General features: G+C 38.9%; 20 protein-coding genes. 19 read left to right on the top strand and 1 reads right to left on the bottom strand.

Features of this window, described 5'->3' with window-relative positions; translation table 11 throughout:
* The first annotated feature begins 51 nt into the window (after positions 1-51).
* The 15 genes from QM874_RS02395 (at position 52) to QM874_RS02325 (ending at position 12,213) form a co-directional block, all read left to right on the top strand.
* A complete protein-coding gene (locus QM874_RS02395; protein WP_414316066.1) occupies positions 52-978 on the top strand; it encodes an aldo/keto reductase in 927 nt (308 codons plus the stop codon).
* A 135-nt stretch (positions 979-1,113) separates the two neighbouring features.
* Positions 1,114-2,361 carry a DUF6287 domain-containing protein gene (locus tag QM874_RS02390; RefSeq protein WP_414316065.1) on the top strand — a complete coding sequence of 416 codons (1,248 nt, stop codon included), beginning with the start codon at positions 1,114-1,116 and terminating at the stop codon, positions 2,359-2,361.
* A gap of 90 nt (positions 2,362-2,451) precedes the next feature.
* Positions 2,452-2,688, top strand: a complete 237-nt coding sequence (locus QM874_RS02385; protein WP_000141913.1) for a DUF2829 domain-containing protein — start codon at positions 2,452-2,454, stop codon at positions 2,686-2,688.
* Positions 2,681-3,379, top strand: a complete 699-nt coding sequence (locus QM874_RS02380) for a 3-oxoacyl-ACP reductase (RefSeq protein WP_414316064.1) — start codon at positions 2,681-2,683, stop codon at positions 3,377-3,379. The genes QM874_RS02385 and QM874_RS02380 overlap by 8 nt, the downstream gene beginning before the upstream one ends.
* 36 nt (positions 3,380-3,415) lie before the next feature.
* Complete coding sequence (locus QM874_RS02375; protein WP_414316063.1) at positions 3,416-3,751, top strand: hypothetical protein; 336 nt, start codon at positions 3,416-3,418, stop codon at positions 3,749-3,751.
* Between the two features lie 19 nt (positions 3,752-3,770).
* A complete protein-coding gene (locus QM874_RS02370; protein WP_414316062.1) occupies positions 3,771-4,190 on the top strand; it encodes an SMI1/KNR4 family protein in 420 nt (139 codons plus the stop codon).
* 18 nt (positions 4,191-4,208) lie between these two features.
* The gene (locus tag QM874_RS02365; protein ID WP_414316061.1) at positions 4,209-4,547 is read left to right on the top strand and encodes a hypothetical protein; all 339 of its coding nucleotides are present in this window, start codon (positions 4,209-4,211) and stop codon (positions 4,545-4,547) included.
* A gap of 53 nt (positions 4,548-4,600) precedes the next feature.
* Positions 4,601-4,972: an Imm51 family immunity protein gene (locus tag QM874_RS02360; RefSeq protein ID WP_414316060.1), complete on the top strand. Its 372-nt coding sequence runs from the start codon at positions 4,601-4,603 to the stop codon at positions 4,970-4,972.
* 50 nt (positions 4,973-5,022) lie between these two features.
* Positions 5,023-5,628 (top strand): DUF6707 family protein, encoded by a 606-nt coding sequence (locus QM874_RS02355; RefSeq protein WP_414316059.1) that lies wholly within the window; start codon positions 5,023-5,025, stop codon positions 5,626-5,628.
* A 39-nt stretch (positions 5,629-5,667) separates the two neighbouring features.
* Positions 5,668-6,168: an NUDIX hydrolase gene (locus QM874_RS02350; protein WP_414316058.1), complete on the top strand. Its 501-nt coding sequence runs from the start codon at positions 5,668-5,670 to the stop codon at positions 6,166-6,168.
* On the top strand, positions 6,146-6,994 hold the full coding sequence (locus QM874_RS02345) for a putative PEP-binding protein (protein ID WP_414316057.1): 849 nt from the start codon (positions 6,146-6,148) through the stop codon (positions 6,992-6,994). Before QM874_RS02350 ends, QM874_RS02345 begins: the two co-directional genes overlap by 23 nt.
* Positions 6,991-7,431 carry an ASCH domain-containing protein gene (locus QM874_RS02340; protein WP_414316056.1) on the top strand — a complete coding sequence of 147 codons (441 nt, stop codon included), beginning with the start codon at positions 6,991-6,993 and terminating at the stop codon, positions 7,429-7,431. Before QM874_RS02345 ends, QM874_RS02340 begins: the two co-directional genes overlap by 4 nt.
* A gap of 122 nt (positions 7,432-7,553) precedes the next feature.
* The gene (locus tag QM874_RS02335; RefSeq protein WP_414316055.1) at positions 7,554-10,100 is read left to right on the top strand and encodes a M1 family metallopeptidase; all 2,547 of its coding nucleotides are present in this window, start codon (positions 7,554-7,556) and stop codon (positions 10,098-10,100) included.
* Positions 10,101-10,214: 114 nt separating this feature from the next.
* The gene (locus QM874_RS02330) at positions 10,215-10,886 is read left to right on the top strand and encodes a response regulator transcription factor (RefSeq protein ID WP_414316054.1); all 672 of its coding nucleotides are present in this window, start codon (positions 10,215-10,217) and stop codon (positions 10,884-10,886) included.
* On the top strand, positions 10,879-12,213 hold the full coding sequence (locus QM874_RS02325; RefSeq protein WP_414316053.1) for a sensor histidine kinase: 1,335 nt from the start codon (positions 10,879-10,881) through the stop codon (positions 12,211-12,213). Before QM874_RS02330 ends, QM874_RS02325 begins: the two co-directional genes overlap by 8 nt.
* 115 nt (positions 12,214-12,328) lie before the next feature.
* Here the strand turns inward: QM874_RS02325 and QM874_RS02320 are convergent, their stop codons facing one another.
* Positions 12,329-12,604: a DUF3270 family protein gene (locus QM874_RS02320; protein ID WP_414270238.1), complete on the bottom strand. Its 276-nt coding sequence runs from the start codon at positions 12,602-12,604 to the stop codon at positions 12,329-12,331.
* A gap of 369 nt (positions 12,605-12,973) precedes the next feature.
* Here QM874_RS02320 and QM874_RS02315 point away from each other — a divergent pair, with 369 nt between their 5' ends.
* From QM874_RS02315 to rpiA, 4 genes are all read left to right on the top strand, one after another.
* On the top strand, positions 12,974-14,029 hold the full coding sequence (locus tag QM874_RS02315) for an ABC transporter permease (protein WP_414316052.1): 1,056 nt from the start codon (positions 12,974-12,976) through the stop codon (positions 14,027-14,029).
* 13 nt (positions 14,030-14,042) lie between these two features.
* Positions 14,043-14,723: an ABC transporter ATP-binding protein gene (locus QM874_RS02310; protein ID WP_414316051.1), complete on the top strand. Its 681-nt coding sequence runs from the start codon at positions 14,043-14,045 to the stop codon at positions 14,721-14,723.
* Positions 14,724-14,833: 110 nt separating this feature from the next.
* Complete coding sequence (locus QM874_RS02305; protein WP_414316050.1) at positions 14,834-15,763, top strand: peptidase U32 family protein; 930 nt, start codon at positions 14,834-14,836, stop codon at positions 15,761-15,763.
* Between the two features lie 103 nt (positions 15,764-15,866).
* A complete protein-coding gene (gene rpiA / locus QM874_RS02300) occupies positions 15,867-16,550 on the top strand; it encodes a ribose-5-phosphate isomerase RpiA (protein WP_414316049.1) in 684 nt (227 codons plus the stop codon).
* The last annotated feature ends 13 nt before the right edge of the window (positions 16,551-16,563 follow it).

The following is a 16,563-nucleotide window of genomic DNA, read 5'->3' as shown; positions in this document are numbered from 1 at the left end:
TGATAAAAGTGTCATTCTGCTTTATAATGAAGAAAAACGGAGGAAATTGCCATGAAATATATTCCATTTGGTCAAGAGAAAAGAGAATTGTCCGAAATTGTCCTAGGAATGATGCGAATCAGTGACAAATCGGTTAAAGAGGTTGAGGAGTTGGTTGAAACAGCCTTATCTCTAGGAATCAATGCCTTTGACTTGGCAGATATCTATGGTGGAGGTCGTTGCGAAGAATTACTGGGTCAAGTGTTAAACACTCGTCCTGACCTGCGAGAAAAGATGTGGATCCAGTCCAAGTGTGGCATTCGCATAGAAGAATTTACCTATTTTGATTTTTCAAAAGATTATATTTTAGAATCAGTAGACGGGATTCTAAAAAGATTGCAGGTTGATTATCTAGATAGCTTGCTTCTCCATCGTCCAGATGCTTTGATGGAAGCTGATCAAGTGGCTCAAGCCTTTGAAATTCTACACAAATCAGGTAAAGTTCGAGACTTCGGTGTGTCCAATCAAAATCCTATGATGATGGAATTACTGAAGAAAGAGGTCAAACAACCTTTATCTATCAATCAATTACAACTAAGCGCAGCTTTCACGCCGGGATTTGAATCAGGTTTCCATGTCAATATGGAAGGAGAAAAGGCAGCTTTGCGTGATGGTAGCGTCTTTGAATACTGCAAATTAAACGACATGGTTATTCAGGCCTGGTCAGTCTTACAGTTCGGATATTTCAAAGGGAATTTTGTCGGCAATGAGAAGTTTCAACAACTAAACCAAGTTCTAAATCGATTAGCCTTAAAATACGGTGTGAGCCCTTCAGCTATTGCTATCGCTTGGGTATTACGCTATCCAGCTAAGATGCAGGCAGTAGTAGGAACAACTAACCCTAAACATTTGATAGAAGCAAGCCAAGCAAGTCATGTCAACCTGACTCGAAAAGAATGGTATGAGATTTACCTCGCAGCAGGGAATGATTTGCCATAGGAAAAAATGCATTTTAAGAAATCACAGTCAAAAAGCCGTTGAAAAACGGTTTTTTCATTATTTATAATTTACCTTGATAGTTTTTAAGCAATATAGTAAAATGAGGGAAATAATTTATATCTACTGGAGATTAGTATGAAGAAAACACTCATATGTTTTGGGGTTATTTCTCTCTTAATGAGTTTAGTTTTATTTCTTTTATATAAGAATCATAGAGAGAGTGATAACCAGAAAATACAATCAAATACTGATAAAATAATAAGTTCAGACTTTTTAAATTTATCGGGAGATTATGTGTCTTCTACAGGTGAGAAAGCTACTGTTGCTAAGAATGATCAAAAATGGAGAATTTCATATAATACAGACGAAGGCAATGTATTTGGAGATTTTTCTACGGATTGGAAGGAAGATGGCAACAATAGGTCTTCTGTTACAGAATTTAATAAGTCAGACGGAAATAAGGATTTTAAAATATCTATTTCAGTTAATAATGTAGATGATTCGTCTAAAATTTTGAGGGTAATCACCTTATCTGATGGAAATAAGAATCATGAAATGGTATTTGCTAGTAGTAGTGATTATTTTAAAAATAGTAAGGATAATATTCTTCAAGGAGATTTAAGTGCTTTTGAAGGTACTTATTCTAATGATTATTTGGAAAAAGCAATAGCGGAATCTAAATTCACTTTGTATGGGTATAAACCTGAAGATTATTTTAAGGATAATACTTCTGTCTTTCCAAAAATATCCTATCAAGAGGGAAATTGGATCTTTTGGAGTGGTTCTACTCATGCTCAATTCACATTAGATAAAAGTAAAATACCGAAGAAAACCAATGGTTATTATGAAGTTTACTTTGTAGGGAATAATAGAAATGCCATTATTGGGCAAGAATTGGTGTTAACATTTATCCCTGCAAATGAAACTGGACCAGATAATGATAAAACTCAAGAGAACAGAATTCTTTATGGGAAAAGTTATCTTAGACCTTATAGAGTGAGTTGGTGGGAAAACTACCAATATACTTCACTTTCAGAAGTGGATTTAGATATTGAAGCGATTGAAAATGGTGATATTTCAACACTTGTTGGAATATGGAGGAATGGTCGTGGAAATGAATTGATAATTAATTCTGATGGAAGTACCGGGGATGGAAATAGTATTAAAGTAATTAAAGATTCATCTAAAATAAGTAGTGTTCCATATGTCAGTTTACAGAGTGGTCACACAAGTGCTGCTATCGGATTGTTTAAAATTGGATTTAAAAATCCTATGGGTGATCAATCTGATAGTTCAAGACCTCGCTTAATTATTACTCAATCAGCTGGGAATTATAAAGCTGAATCTTATTTTTACAGAGTTGAAACAAATGATAGTCCATAGAAAGATAAATAACTAACAGTCAAAAAGCCGTTGGAAAACGGTTTTTTGTTATAATTAAATTAAGATTCATAGATAACAAAGGAGAAAAACATGACATTTGAAGAGATTTTACCTGGACTAAAGGCAAAAAAGAAATATGTACGAACTGGCTGGGGTGGAGCTGAGAACTATGTCCAGCTCTTTGATACCATTGAACAAAATGGCGTCGCCCTTGAAGTGACACCCTATTTCCTCATCAACGTATCTGGTGAAGGGGAAGGTTTTTCTATGTGGAGCCCAACTCCTTGTGATGTCTTAGCGACGGATTGGGTGGAAGTCCATGACTAAACGTGTACTGATTACAGGTGTGAGCTCAGGGATTGGTCTGGCTCAAGCTCGACTCTTTTTAAAAAAAGGTTGTCAGGTTTTTGGAGTGGATCAGGGTGAAAATCCTGATTTACAGGGTGACTTTCACTTTTTACAACGTGATTTAACGCTTGACTTGGAACCAATTTTTGACTGGTGTCCTCAGGTGGATGTTCTCTGCAATACAGCTGGAGTTTTGGATGACTACAAACCTTTACTGGAACAAACAGCCCAAGAAATCCAAGAAATTTTTGAAATCAACTATGTGACACCAGTAGAGTTGACGCGACATTATTTGATGAACATGTTGGAAAATAAGCGAGGGATTATCATCAATATGTGCTCCATCGCTTCAAATCTAGCAGGCGGTGGTGGTCACGCCTATACCTCTTCTAAACACGCCTTGGCTGGATTTACCAAGCAATTAGCTTTGGACTATGCAGAAGCAGGTATCCAGGTCTTTGGGATTGCTCCTGGTGCAGTCAAAACTGGTATGACCGCAGCAGACTTTGAACCAGGTGGTCTGGCAGACTGGGTAGCAAGTGAAACACCTATTAAACGCTGGATTGAGCCAGGTGAAGTTGCTGAAGTTAGTCTCTTTTTAGCAAGTGGAAAAGCGAGTGCCATGCAGGGACAAATCCTGACTATTGATGGTGGTTGGTCTTTGAAGTAATATAGTTGATACTCAGTGAATATGTGGAGGTAAGCTATGAAAAGAGATGAGTTTGGATTTGTCTTGCCCAATCTCTACTATCAGTTTTTAACGGACTGGAAAGAGATTGACCCCTATGAAATTGGAGATTCAGGCATCTGTTTGTATGCTAAGGAGGATCTTCAAGAGCGTAATGAGACTTATCAGATTGAGGAAGTAGAGCCAGATTACTTTATGATTGGACAGGAAGGAGATTTGGCTTACTTTATCAAGAAAAATTCTGATGATTGCATTTATGAAAATGACTTGGGAGCTATAGGTTCCTTAGAAATGCAAAAAGTTGCTAAAAACGTCAATGACTTTATTGATAAGGTATTGGAAGAAGAATTGTAGAAAACTGAAGGGAGTAATCATGTTTAGAGTGCTAGATGAAGATTCACCGATTTCAAAAGATGACCTTTTACAATTTGAGGAGATTCTTGGGAAGAAATTGCCAAAAACTATGTTGGGCTTTTATCTCCAGCACAACGGTGGTCAGCCCCAAGTAAGGGGTGTTCACGATGACCGTCATTTATTTCCTTTCAATTCCTTTAATTCACTTGAAGAGATGAGGAAGTCTATGAAATGGTTTGATGATGAGGCTGTGCCTGCTGGATTTAAGGCTACAGACCTTCTCCATTTTGCCTATGATCCTGGATCGGGCAACTATGCTCTTTCTTTAAGGGCAGAAGATTATGGCAAGGTTTACTTCTATGTTTTAGAAGAAAAAGCTGAGCTCTATGGTCAATGGCCATCTTTTGAGGATTTTTTGAATTCTTTTGTTGAAGAGTGAGACTAAAAAGGAGAAGAGATGCGGAAACACCAAGAACTTTCACTAGAGCAGATTATTGAGAAGGTGCGCGTGAACGAGTATTATTCAGATGATTTTTGCCTCTATGGCAAGGAGGATGGAGAACTGGCACTAGATAGGCTCTATTGGGTGTCAGATTATCCGGATGTCGTGGAAGACTGTGATGTCTATCCGATGGATGTAGCGAAGCAAGATCTCCAGCTAGTCTACTATGGAGAACAGTTGCTTGATGTTCTCTCGGTTGCACTTGAGGAAAAGCCAGATGCAAGTCCCCAAAACTTGGTCGAGGCTTTGAAATATTACCATCAGCATGATAGTTTTATGCCCTTTGAACCCTAGTTACAAAGCTAGAATGTTGCAGTTCCATTGATAATAAAAAAAGGAGTTAAGAAATGATAGATTACGAAAGCATAAATGAAAAAATTGCCCCTTTTAGCCTGCTTGTATATGATGAGGATCCTAAAAATGTTCGAGGGTCGCTTATTTATTACCCTGATGGAGAATACAGACAGGAAGTGTTTGACACTCGAGAAGAGGAGGGATTTGAAGGAAATGGCTACGATTGGGCATCCCTAGCTTTGGTATTTTTGGAGAAAAAAATGCCGGAATTAAGCGATGCTATCGACTTTGATCCTGAAGGAAGTATGTTTTGTGCCTATTCTTCCAAGGTAGACGCCTTGGCTAAATTCGCTTTAGGATTTAAAGAGCTTTGTGATGATATCAACACTATGAAAGACTTGTTCAGTCGAGCAGAGTTGGATTAATTGACTAAAATTGTTTTAAATTATTGGGAAGATAATAGAAAGGATTTCAGATGAAGTTACCAGAAGTAATTGAGCTAGTGGAAAATCATCCAGACCTACATCTCTATTTAGATAAAATTTTAAAAAAGAATAAGAAGACCCAAGTTAGTTATCTCGAATCACTGAATCATCTGGCCTATTTACTTTATCTGGATGGTCAAGAGGAAATGGCTAAGGAATTATTAGATCGTATCATACAAATTCCATTTGAAGGGAATTATAACACTTGGACCTTTGTTGATAGCTCTCTAGTTTTATTGGCCTATCTGGAAAGAGAAAAAGAAAATCAGGTACTCGTCTATAAAAAACTCCTTTTATCTCCATTAGAACAAGGGGAGGAATCAACTCAAAAAATAAGAAGGAGAGTTCATCAGAGATTTTTGAATGGTGATAGCTTGGAGCAAAAGCTTGCAAAAATCGAGCAAGCTTCAAGTCCTGAATCGGAAATGGAACGCCGTTTGCTATACTTGACAGATTTATTGAAGATTCACCTTTTTATTGATGAGTCAACTTGTGAAGAGACAGATATTCGGACAAAAATCGAAGAGAATATGGAAATACTAAAGAAGTATATCAAGGATCATGAAATCTATAGCCTCTTTCCTTTTAAGGGATAAGGTGAGCTAGCAATCTTGGAGTTTAAGAAAGAGCAGAAAATGGAAATCAAAAATCACTTTGGTGTATACGGAGTCTGTCTTCAAGACGGGAAATTGCTTTGCATTGAGAAAACGAGAGGGCCTTATCAGCATCGTTTTGATTTACCTGGTGGTAGTCAGGAAATCGGTGAGGGTTTGACAGAAACCCTCAAGAGAGAAGTTCTGGAAGAGACAGGATATACACTTAACAGTTACTCAAATCCTAGGGTTTATGACGTGCTGGTTCAAGAAGAGGGGCAAGACTTCGCAGTACATCATATCATGGTCTTTTATGATATAGTACTTGATTTAGAAGGCTCTCAAAAATCCCTTCCTCATGAAGTTCTTGATGGAAGTAACGATTCAGCAAATGCCATTTGGCTTCCTCTTGAGCAGATGACCGAAGAAAATGCCTCACCCTTAGTATTAAAGGCTAAGGCAGAGTTACAAGGATTTCCAGAATTGGACAAGACCTCTTACATGAATTGGAAGGTAAAACATGCAAAATCAACTAGCTCTTAGTGGCGAAAGAATTGTTGAAAAAGTTTACCAACAACTATTTCATCATGTTGGTATGATTCGTGGCGAATATTTGGTGAGGGAAATCAGTCAAAACATCCTGTTACCAAGTTGTCAGCAATTTGTAAAAGATTATCTAGACACTATTTGCCATTTATACTCAGATGAAGAAGTCTGGTATCGCTTTTCAGAGTTAACAAATGCAGAAGCAAATAGTCTAGACGGGACTAAAGAGTATTTTGACGAACGCCACCCCTTATTTGGATATAGAGGGACTAGGCGTTTATTGGCGTGTTCAGATGAATTTCAGGCTGAGGCACATGTCGTTACAGAAGTTTATCAAACCAATCCCAATCTGTCTGTTATTTTTCCTTTTGTCAATGATGCTGAACAGTTAAAACAAGCTATTAGAGTATTGCGCCAGCATTGTTTTACTGGAAAAGTTGCCACGATGATTGAATTACCGTCAGCGTATTTTGACTTAGACAGGATACTGGAAACGGGTATTTCAAAGATTGTAGTGGGAATGAACGATTTGACTTCATTTATTTTTGCGACTGTAAGAAACAGTCAATGGCATGATATGGAAAGTCCCATTATGTTAGAAATGCTGAGACAGATGCAGGATAAAGCAAGGATGAAAAAGATAGATTTCGCTGTAGCAGGCTATCTGAATCCTTCTTTCATACAAAAAATGAATCAAATGGATATCAAATGCATGATCCACTACAGTTCTATTCCGGAGATTTTTAATTTAGAGATTGACCATCCAGATCATCTCAAACGTGTAAAAGAAGAAAGTAAAATAATACAAAGGAGCAACCTATGACACCTCAAGAAATGTGGAATGCCTATAAGAAAATCAACCCCTCGATCGGAGATGAGATAGATGCTTGGGCTTTTGGAGTGGAAGCTGATTTCTTGGCAGACTTGGTTTTAAAAGGTGAAAAGACGGCAACCGCGTCAGCTTACGACCTTTACGCACTAGAGGACGAACCCCTTCCGCGAGAAGGAACTTTTGATATCATTTTAGATGGCCAAGATCGGGCTGTCTGCATTGTCGAAATTACAAAGGTTTCCGTTCAGCCTTTCCATCAGGTTTCAGCCGACCATGCCTACAAGGAAGGTGAGGGAGACAAATCTTTAGCCTATTGGCGCCAGGTTCATGAAGACTTTTTCAAAGACTGCTTAGGAGAAGCAGGACTGACTTTTACACCTGACAGCAAGGTTGTTTTGGAAGAATTTCGCAAGGTCTACCCTCTGTAGACTACTAGTAAGAAGAAAGTTTTGGAAATCACCGTCCAAAGCTTTTTTCTGACTTAAAATATGATAAAATAGGTATGTTTGAACTAGAGCATATGCTCAGAAATTTAGAATAGGAGAAAATGATGCAAGCAGTTGAACATTATATTGAAAAATTTGTTCCTGAACATTATGATTTATTTTTAGACTTGAGTCGTGAGACTAAGACGTTTTCAGGAAAAGTAACTATTACTGGTCAAGCTAAAAGTGACCGCATTTCCCTTCACCAAAAAGGCTTGGAGATTGCTTCTGTTGAAGTAGCAGGAAAAGCTCGTCCATTTACAGTTGATAATGAAAACGAAGCTCTTCATATCGAACTTGAAGAAGCTGGTTCAGTTGAATTGGTTCTAGCATTTTCAGGTAAAATCACAGACAACATGACAGGAATCTACCCATCATACTATACAGTTGATGGTGTCAAGAAGGAAGTCTTGTCTACGCAGTTCGAGAGCCATTTTGCCCGCGAAGCCTTCCCATGTGTGGATGAGCCAGAAGCCAAAGCAACCTTTGACCTAGCTCTTCGATTTGACCAAGCAGAAGGTGAGTTGGCCTTGTCTAACATGCCAGAAATTGACGTTGAAAACCGTAAAGAGACTGGTATCTGGAAGTTTGAGACAACTCCGCGTATGTCTTCTTACTTGCTAGCTTTCGTTGCTGGTGATTTGCAAGGGGTAACTGCTAAAACTAAAAATGGTACCTTGGTAGGTGTATACTCAACCAAGGCCCATACACTTTCAAACCTTGATTTCTCATTAGACATCGCTGTTCGTTCTATCGAATTTTACGAAGACTACTACGGAGTTAAGTATCCAATCCCTCAATCTCTTCATATCGCCCTTCCTGACTTCTCAGCTGGTGCTATGGAAAACTGGGGTCTGGTAACTTACCGTGAAGTCTACTTGGTTGTAGATGAGAACTCTACCTTTGCCAGCCGTCAACAAGTAGCCCTTGTCATTGCCCACGAGCTTGCTCACCAATGGTTTGGTAACCTTGTAACTATGAAGTGGTGGGATGACCTCTGGCTCAATGAAAGCTTCGCGAACATGATGGAATACGTCTGTGTGGATGCCATCGAGCCAAGTTGGAATATCTTTGAAGATTTCCAAACAGGTGGAGTACCTCTGGCTCTTGAACGCGATGCGACGGATGGCGTTCAATCTGTTCACGTTGAAGTCAAACACCCAGATGAAATCAATACGCTCTTTGATGGAGCTATCGTCTATGCCAAAGGAAGTCGCCTCATGCACATGCTTCGTCGTTGGTTAGGGGATGCTGATTTTGCCAAAGGTTTGCATGCTTACTTTGAAAAACACCAATACGGAAATACCATTGGTCGTGACCTTTGGAATGCTCTCGGACAAGCATCTGGTCGTGATGTAGCAGCCTTCATGGATTCTTGGTTGGAGCAACCTGGTTATCCAGTCCTTACTGCCACAGTTGAAAATGATGTTTTGAAGATCTCACAAAAACAATTCTTCATCGGTGAGCATGAAGACAAGAACCGACTTTGGGTAGTGCCACTTAACAGCAACTGGAAAGGAGTACCAGATACTCTCGAAACTGAAAGTATCGAAATCCCTGGCTATGCAGCACTTCTTGCTGAAAATGAAGGAGCACTTCGTTTCAACACTGAAAATACAGCCCACTATATTACAGACTATCAAGGTCAATTACTTGATGCTGTGCTTGCAGACCTAGTAGAACTTGATAACACAAGTAAACTTCAAATCGTCCAAGAACGTCGTTTGCTTGCTGAAGCAGGGCACATTTCGTACGCAGACTTGCTTCCAGTAGTGGATCAATTGGCTAAAGAAGAATCTTATCTCGTTGTTTCAGCAGTTTCACAAGTTATCGGAGCGCTTGATCGCTTTATCGATGAAGGAACAGAGGCAGAAAAAGCCTTTAAAGCCCTTATTGCTAAACTGGCTCGTTACAACTATGACCGTCTTGGCTTTGAAGCTAAAGAGGGTGAATCTGATGAAGATGAATTGGTTCGTCAATTGACAATTTCCATGATGATTCGTTCAAATGACGAGGAAGCCAGTCAAGTTGCTAGCCAAATTTTCGAAGCCCATAAGGATAATCTTTCAGGACTTCCAGCAGCTATTCGTTCACAAGTTCTCATCAATGAAATGAAACACCATGAGACTAAGGAATTGGTCGCAACTTATCTCGATCTTTATGCTCATGCCACAGATGCCGCCTTTAAACGCCAATTGGCAGCTGCTCTTGCATACAGTACAGATGCGGATAATATCCAAACCTTGATTGCTTCTTGGAAGGACAAATTTGTGGTAAAACCACAAGACTTATCAGCTTGGTACTTCCAGTTCTTAGGTCATCAAGCAACCCAGGAAACAGCGTGGTCTTGGGCGCGTGAAAACTGGGCTTGGATTAAGGCGGCCCTTGGAGGAGATATGAGCTTTGATAGCTTTGTTATCCTTCCTGCCCATGTATTCAAGACAGAGCAACGCTTGACAGCATACAAGGCCTTCTTTGAGCCACAACTTTCTGACCTAGCTCTTAGCCGTAACATTGGTATGGGAATCAAGGAAATCGCAGCACGCGTTGAATTGATCAAGCGTGAAAAAGCAGCAGTTGAAGCAGTTGTTGCTCAATATGGAAATGCTTAAAATTCAAAGGTTATAAAAGCTATAAAAACTCAACTTTCTCTTGAAAAAACAAGGGAAGTTGAGTTTTTTTTAAGATATTTTTGCTATAATAGGTGTAATAAGGAGGAATTTTTGATGATCAAGATTCTATTAGTGGAAGATGACCTAGGCCTGTCAAATTCAGTCTTTGACTTTCTGGATGATTTTGCGGATGTCATGCAGGTTTTTGATGGAGAAGAAGGTCTCTATGAAGCTGAAAGTGGCGTTTATGATTTGATTCTACTTGATTTGATGTTGCCTGAAAAAAATGGTTTCCAAGTCTTAAAAGAATTACGTGAAAAAGGCGTTTCGACACCAGTTCTTATCATGACAGCAAAGGAAAGTCTCGATGACAAAGGGCACGGCTTTGAGCTTGGGGCAGATGATTATCTAACCAAACCATTCTATCTAGAAGAACTCAAGATGCGTATTCAGGCGCTGCTCAAACGTTCTGGTAAGTTCAACGAAAATACCCTTTCTTATGGTGATTTGACAGTTAATCTATCTACCAATGAGGTTAGAGTTAATGATACTGTTGTTGAACTATTAGGTAAAGAATTTGATCTTTTGGTTTATTTCCTCCAAAACCAAAATGTAATCTTGCCAAAAACACAAATTTTTGACCGTTTGTGGGGATTTGACAGTGACACAACCATCTCCGTGGTAGAAGTCTATGTATCAAAAGTTCGTAAGAAATTAAAGGGCTCAGTCTTTTCTGAAAACCTCCAAACCTTGCGTAGTGTTGGGTATATTTTAAAACATGTTTAAAAAAATTAAAAAGAATTGGTATGAGGAGGATTTTAGTTACTTTATTCGTAACTTTGGAGTATTTACTCTGATCTTCTCCGCTATGACCTTGATTATCTTGCAGGTTATGCACTCGAGTCTTTATACCTCAGTTGATGAGAAGCTATTGTCACTCAGTGCTAATCCTCAGGATGTTATCCAGTTGGCTGTCAACCGTGCAACAGAAGATGTAAAAGATTTGAATAGTGAATCGGTAGGGCCACCTTCAAATAGCAAACCTACAGTCAGTTCTAATACGGAAGTAATTTTATTGGACTCTAGTTTAAATCAACTAGTAGCTGGAAATCGCTTTTTAGGTCTTGATAGGGTTACATTTAATAAAAAGGATTTAAATCACATTAGACAGCTTCATGTCCAGAATAGCTATGGGCAGGATGAGATTTATCGAGTGATTCTGACTGAGATGAATATTGAATCTGTCTCGACAAATATTAAGTATGCAGCTGTTTTGATTAATACCAGTCAGCTGGAACAAATCAGTCAAAATCATGAGCAGTTAATCGTAGTAGTCATGGCCAGCTTCTGGATTTTATCACTCATAGCTAGTCTTTATCTTGCTCGCGTTAGTGTCAAACCCTTGCTTGAAAGTATGCAGAAGCAGCAGAGTTTTGTCGAAAATGCCAGTCATGAGCTACGTACTCCACTTGCTGTTCTTCAAAACCGCTTGGAAACTCTTTTTCGAAAGCCTGAGGCTACCATTTTGGAATCAAGCGAGAGTATTGCTTCTAGTTTAGAAGAAGTTCGGAACATGCGCTTTTTAACAACCAATCTTCTTAATCTAGCCCGCCGTGATGATGGTATCAATCCTGAACTAGGAGAAGTACAGCCAGACTTCTTTAACACAACCTTTACCAATTATGAGATGATTGCATCTGAAAATAACCGCGTTTTTCATTTTGAAAATCGTATTCATCGGACCATCATAACAGACAAGCTTCTTCTTAAGCAACTGATGACTATCTTGTTTGACAATGCTGTCAAGTATACCGAAGAAGAAGGAGTTATTCATTTTGTCATCGCTGCGACAGAGCGTAATCTCTATTTGTCAGTGGCTGATGATGGAATCGGTATTTCTGCAGTAGATAAAAAGAAAATTTTTGATCGCTTTTATCGAGTTGACAAGGCTCGTACTCGCCAAAAAGGTGGCTTTGGGTTAGGCTTATCCTTAGCCAAACAGATTGTCGATGCTCTTAAAGGGACCATCAGTGTCAAAGATAACAAACCTAATGGTACTATTTTTGAAGTAAAAATCGCCATCCAAACACCATCCAAACGAAAAAGTAAATAAGAAAAGGCTATGACTTAGAAAGTGATAGACCAAGTATCGCTTCTCTAGTCACAGCCATATAGCCATCGTGTTAAACAAAAAATAGGTCGGGATTTTTATCCCGACCTATTTGATTCTAATAAAATTTCTTCTTAATCATAGAACGTTGGAACTTTAGAGCTACCAAACTCAAAGCAATGGCTAGACTAAAAGCCAGAACTGTGTTGAACTTGAGGGCTAAAAAGATAAAGCTAAACAAGGCTAAAAAGACGCAAAAACAAGCAATGTTTACAAAGAAAAGAACTTCCTTCAAACTAGCAACGGAAGTGGTTTCTGGAACATAGTCTTGATAGAGCGCTGTTTGAGTTTCCTCTTCTTCAAACTCATACGGTTGATATTTTCTTACGGGCATGATTCTCTCCTTAACAGTACTCTTTCATTTTACCATTTTTCAAGAAAAAAATTATTACAGTAAGGTTACAAAAAGAATAAAGTCTGTTTTCATATGATGAAACAATTTTCTTGACACTCTTCCACAAAGGTGATAGGATGAGTAAACCGTTTAAACTTTATTATTTTTCTCTTATTTCAATGAGGGGAGATTTGATGGTTGAAACGAATAAAAATCATACACAGATGCAAATAAATTTAATTTTGAGGTAAGGACAGGATTCTTTTAAATTGATTCTAGTTGTTCATGACAAGATAGTTTTCTATCTTTAGTGCTATGGTAAAGAGGAGATTTGTTCCCTCGACAACAGAATACTTAAAGGAGATTGGCATGTATCTTGCTATCAAAGAAATTTTACAGAATAAACTGCGTTACAGTTTAATTCTAACAACCATTTTTCTCATTGCTTTTATGGTCTTTTTTATGACCAGTTTGGCTCTCGGGCTTATTCGAAATAACAGGGCTGCTATTGATAATTGGCAAGCAACAGGAGTTGTGCTATCCGATTATGCAAATGACAATTTGACTGCATCCTTTATACCTGAAAAAGACTACAAGGATAAGGTTTCTGAGGATGCTGTTCCCCTAAGCTATATGTTTGCTGTAACAAACCTTATCGATAGTAGTGACAAGATTAATGTCTCTATTTTCGGTCAAGAGTGGGACAGTTTTATCTCTCCGTCCTTGATTGAAGGGCATTACCCAGAAAATGACCAAGAAGTTGTAGTGGATCAGTCTTTTGAAAATTATGGCTTCAAACTTGGGGACGCAATTCAACTCAACGGAAGTGAGACAAGTTTTAAGATTGTAGGTTTGACAAAAGAAAATAAATTTTTCACAGAACCTGTTGTCTTTACAAGTTTAACAACGTATTGGAATTTACAAGGAACAACAAAAGCCAATCGTTCGATCTCTGCATTGGTATTGCAAAATGATGTAGAAGTGACTGGCGATGGTTTGAAGCAGATTTCTATTCAAAAAATGATTTCAAAAATTCCTGGCTATACCCCTCAGGTCAATGTATTCTCAGGAATGATTCTAGCTATGATTGTCATTACAGGTCTGATTGTTGGGATTTTTATTTATATCATTACCATTCAAAAATTAGGCCTCTATGGCATTATGCGAGCACAAGGAATTCAGATAAAATCCATCGTATGGTCCCTTTTCTGTCAGATTTTTCTTCTATCTGGTTTGGGTATTGGATTGGCTTTATTAGCCATTTGGGCTGTCATTTTAGTCTTACCTGCAACCTTCTTTTTCTATCCTAGTTGGTTAGCATACTTTGTGTTAAGCCTGATCATCTGCTTAATGGCTCTTCTAGGTGGCGTCATTTCGCTTCCTCGTCTGCTAAAAGTAGATCCAATTATGGCCATTGCAGAATGATAAGGAGAATGACATGACTAGATTAATTGAGATAATTCAAGTGACAAAAACTTATGGCGAAGGCAATATGAAAGTGACAGCTCTTCATGAGACCAATTTTCAGCTAAATGCTGGGGAGTTTGTAGCGATTGTGGGGCCTTCTGGGTCGGGCAAAACAACCTTTTTAACGACTCTAGGCCAACTACAGGAAGCTTCAAGTGGCAAGATTCTGGTAAAGGGAAAAGAAACTGGAAACCTAACCGAGAAAGAAAAAACGGATTTGCGCTTTAGTGAATTTGGCTTTATCCTCCAGGCTTCAAATCTGATTCCATTTTTAACAGTTAAGGAGCAATTAGATTTAATTGACCGTTTGGATAAAAAGAAATCAGAAAAAAGTGACCGACAAGAGTTGTTCAGTTTGTTGGACTTGGAAAAGGTTCAAAATCACTATCCCAAAGCTCTCTCTGGTGGAGAACGCCAACGAGCTGCAATTGCTAGAGCTCTTTATAACAATCCCAGTATCGTACTTGCTGACGAACCGACAGCCAGTCTTGATACCCAAAGAGCTTATCAAGTGACAGATATGCTGGCTTCAATTGCCCATGAGCAAGGCAGGGGTGTTATCATGATTACACATGATACTCGCTTGCTAGATAAGGTTGACCGTATTTATGTGATGAATGACGGACGACTTGTTGAAAAGACACAAGCATAAATCTAAGAAGTGAACTGTTATTGATGCGGTTCACTTTTTTTGAAATTTCCAGTAACAAGACACACTTTTCTATATAGCTGATTTCGCAGAAATGTGGTATAATTTTCTTTATGGAAAAGATTATCATTACAGCAACTGCTGAAAGTATTGAACAAGTGAAACAGCTACTTGAAGCTGGTGTCGACCGCATTTATGTCGGTGAGAAAGATTTTGGTCTTCGTTTGCCAACGACCTTTAGTCATGAAGAATTGCGTGAAATCGCAAAAATTGTTCATGATGCCGGTAAGGAATTAATCGTTGCGGTCAATGCTCTTATGCACCAAGACATGATGGACCGTATCAAGCCATTCTTGGACTTTTTAGAAGAAATCAAAACGGACTATATCACAGTTGGGGACGCAGGTGTCTTTTATGTGGTTAACCGTGATAACTATTCTTTCAAAACGATTTACGATGCCTCAACCATGGTCACAAGCAGTCGTCAGATTAACTTCTGGGGACAAAAAGCAGGAGCGTCAGAAGCAGTTTTGGCGCGTGAAATTCCATCTGCTGAACTCTTCAAGATGCCAGAGATTTTGGAAATTCCTGCTGAAGTCTTGGTTTACGGAGCTAGCGTCATCCATCATTCTAAGCGTCCGCTCTTGCAAAACTACTACAACTTCACGCACATCGATGATGAAAAGACACGCAAACGTGATCTTTTCTTAGCAGAACCGAGTGACCCTGAGAGCCACTATTCTATTTTTGAAGACAATCATGGTACCCACATCTTTGCCAACAATGACCTTGATTTGATGACCAAGTTAACTGAATTGGTTGAGCATGGTTTCACTCATTGGAAGCTTGAAGGTCTTTATACACCTGGCCAAAATTTTGTAGAAATCGCAAAACTTTTTATCCAAGCGCGCAATTTGATTCAAGAAGGTAACTTTACACATGACCAGGCCTTCTTGTTGGATGAGCAAGTCCGTAAACTCCATCCAAAAAATCGTTTCCTTGATACTGGATTTTACGACTACGACCCTGATATGGTTAAATAAGCATCAAAAACCCGAAATAAAATGTTCGGGTTTTTCTAGTGCAAGGATGAATTTGAAGCGTATTCATGATATAATAGAAGTAGCTCTATTTGGAGGTGTATAAGTGGAAAATCTGAAAAAAATGGCAGGGATTAAAGCTGCCGAGTTCGTCAAAGATGGTATGGTTGTCGGGCTTGGAACAGGCTCAACTGCCTACTATTTCGTAGAAGAAATAGGTCGTCGTATCAAGGAAGAGGGCTTACAGATTACAGCTGTAACGACTTCTAGTGTGACCAGCAAGCAGGCAGAAGGACTCAATATTCCTCTTGAGTCAATTGATCAAGTGGACTTTGTAGACCTGACAGTTGATGGTGCAGATGAAGTAGACAGTCAGTTTAACGGAATCAAAGGCGGTGGTGGGGCCCTTCTCATGGAAAAGGTTGTCGCAACTCCATCTAAAGAATATATCTGGGTAGTTGATGAAAGTAAGTTAGTAGAGAAACTCGGTGCCTTTAAATTACCTGTAGAGGTTGTTCAATATGGTGCCGAACAGGTCTTCCGTCGATTTGAGCGAGCTGGCTATAAACCGAGCTTCCGCGAAAAGGATGGCCAACGTTTTGTGACGGATATGCAAAACTTTATCATCGATTTGGCCTTGGAAGTGATTGAAGACCCAATTGCTCTTGGACAAGAATTGGATCATGTCGTTGGTGTCGTCGAGCATGGCTTGTTTAACCAAATGGTGGATAAGGTCATCGTTGCTGGACAAGAGGGCGTTCAGATTTTAACTTCAACAAAAGCAAAATAATCAAAATAAAAAG

The sequence above is a fragment of the Streptococcus infantis genome, from assembly GCF_047463615.1.
Taxonomy (GTDB): Bacteria; Bacillota; Bacilli; order Lactobacillales; family Streptococcaceae; genus Streptococcus; species Streptococcus infantis_X.
This window is presented reverse-complemented; position numbering and strand designations above follow the sequence as displayed.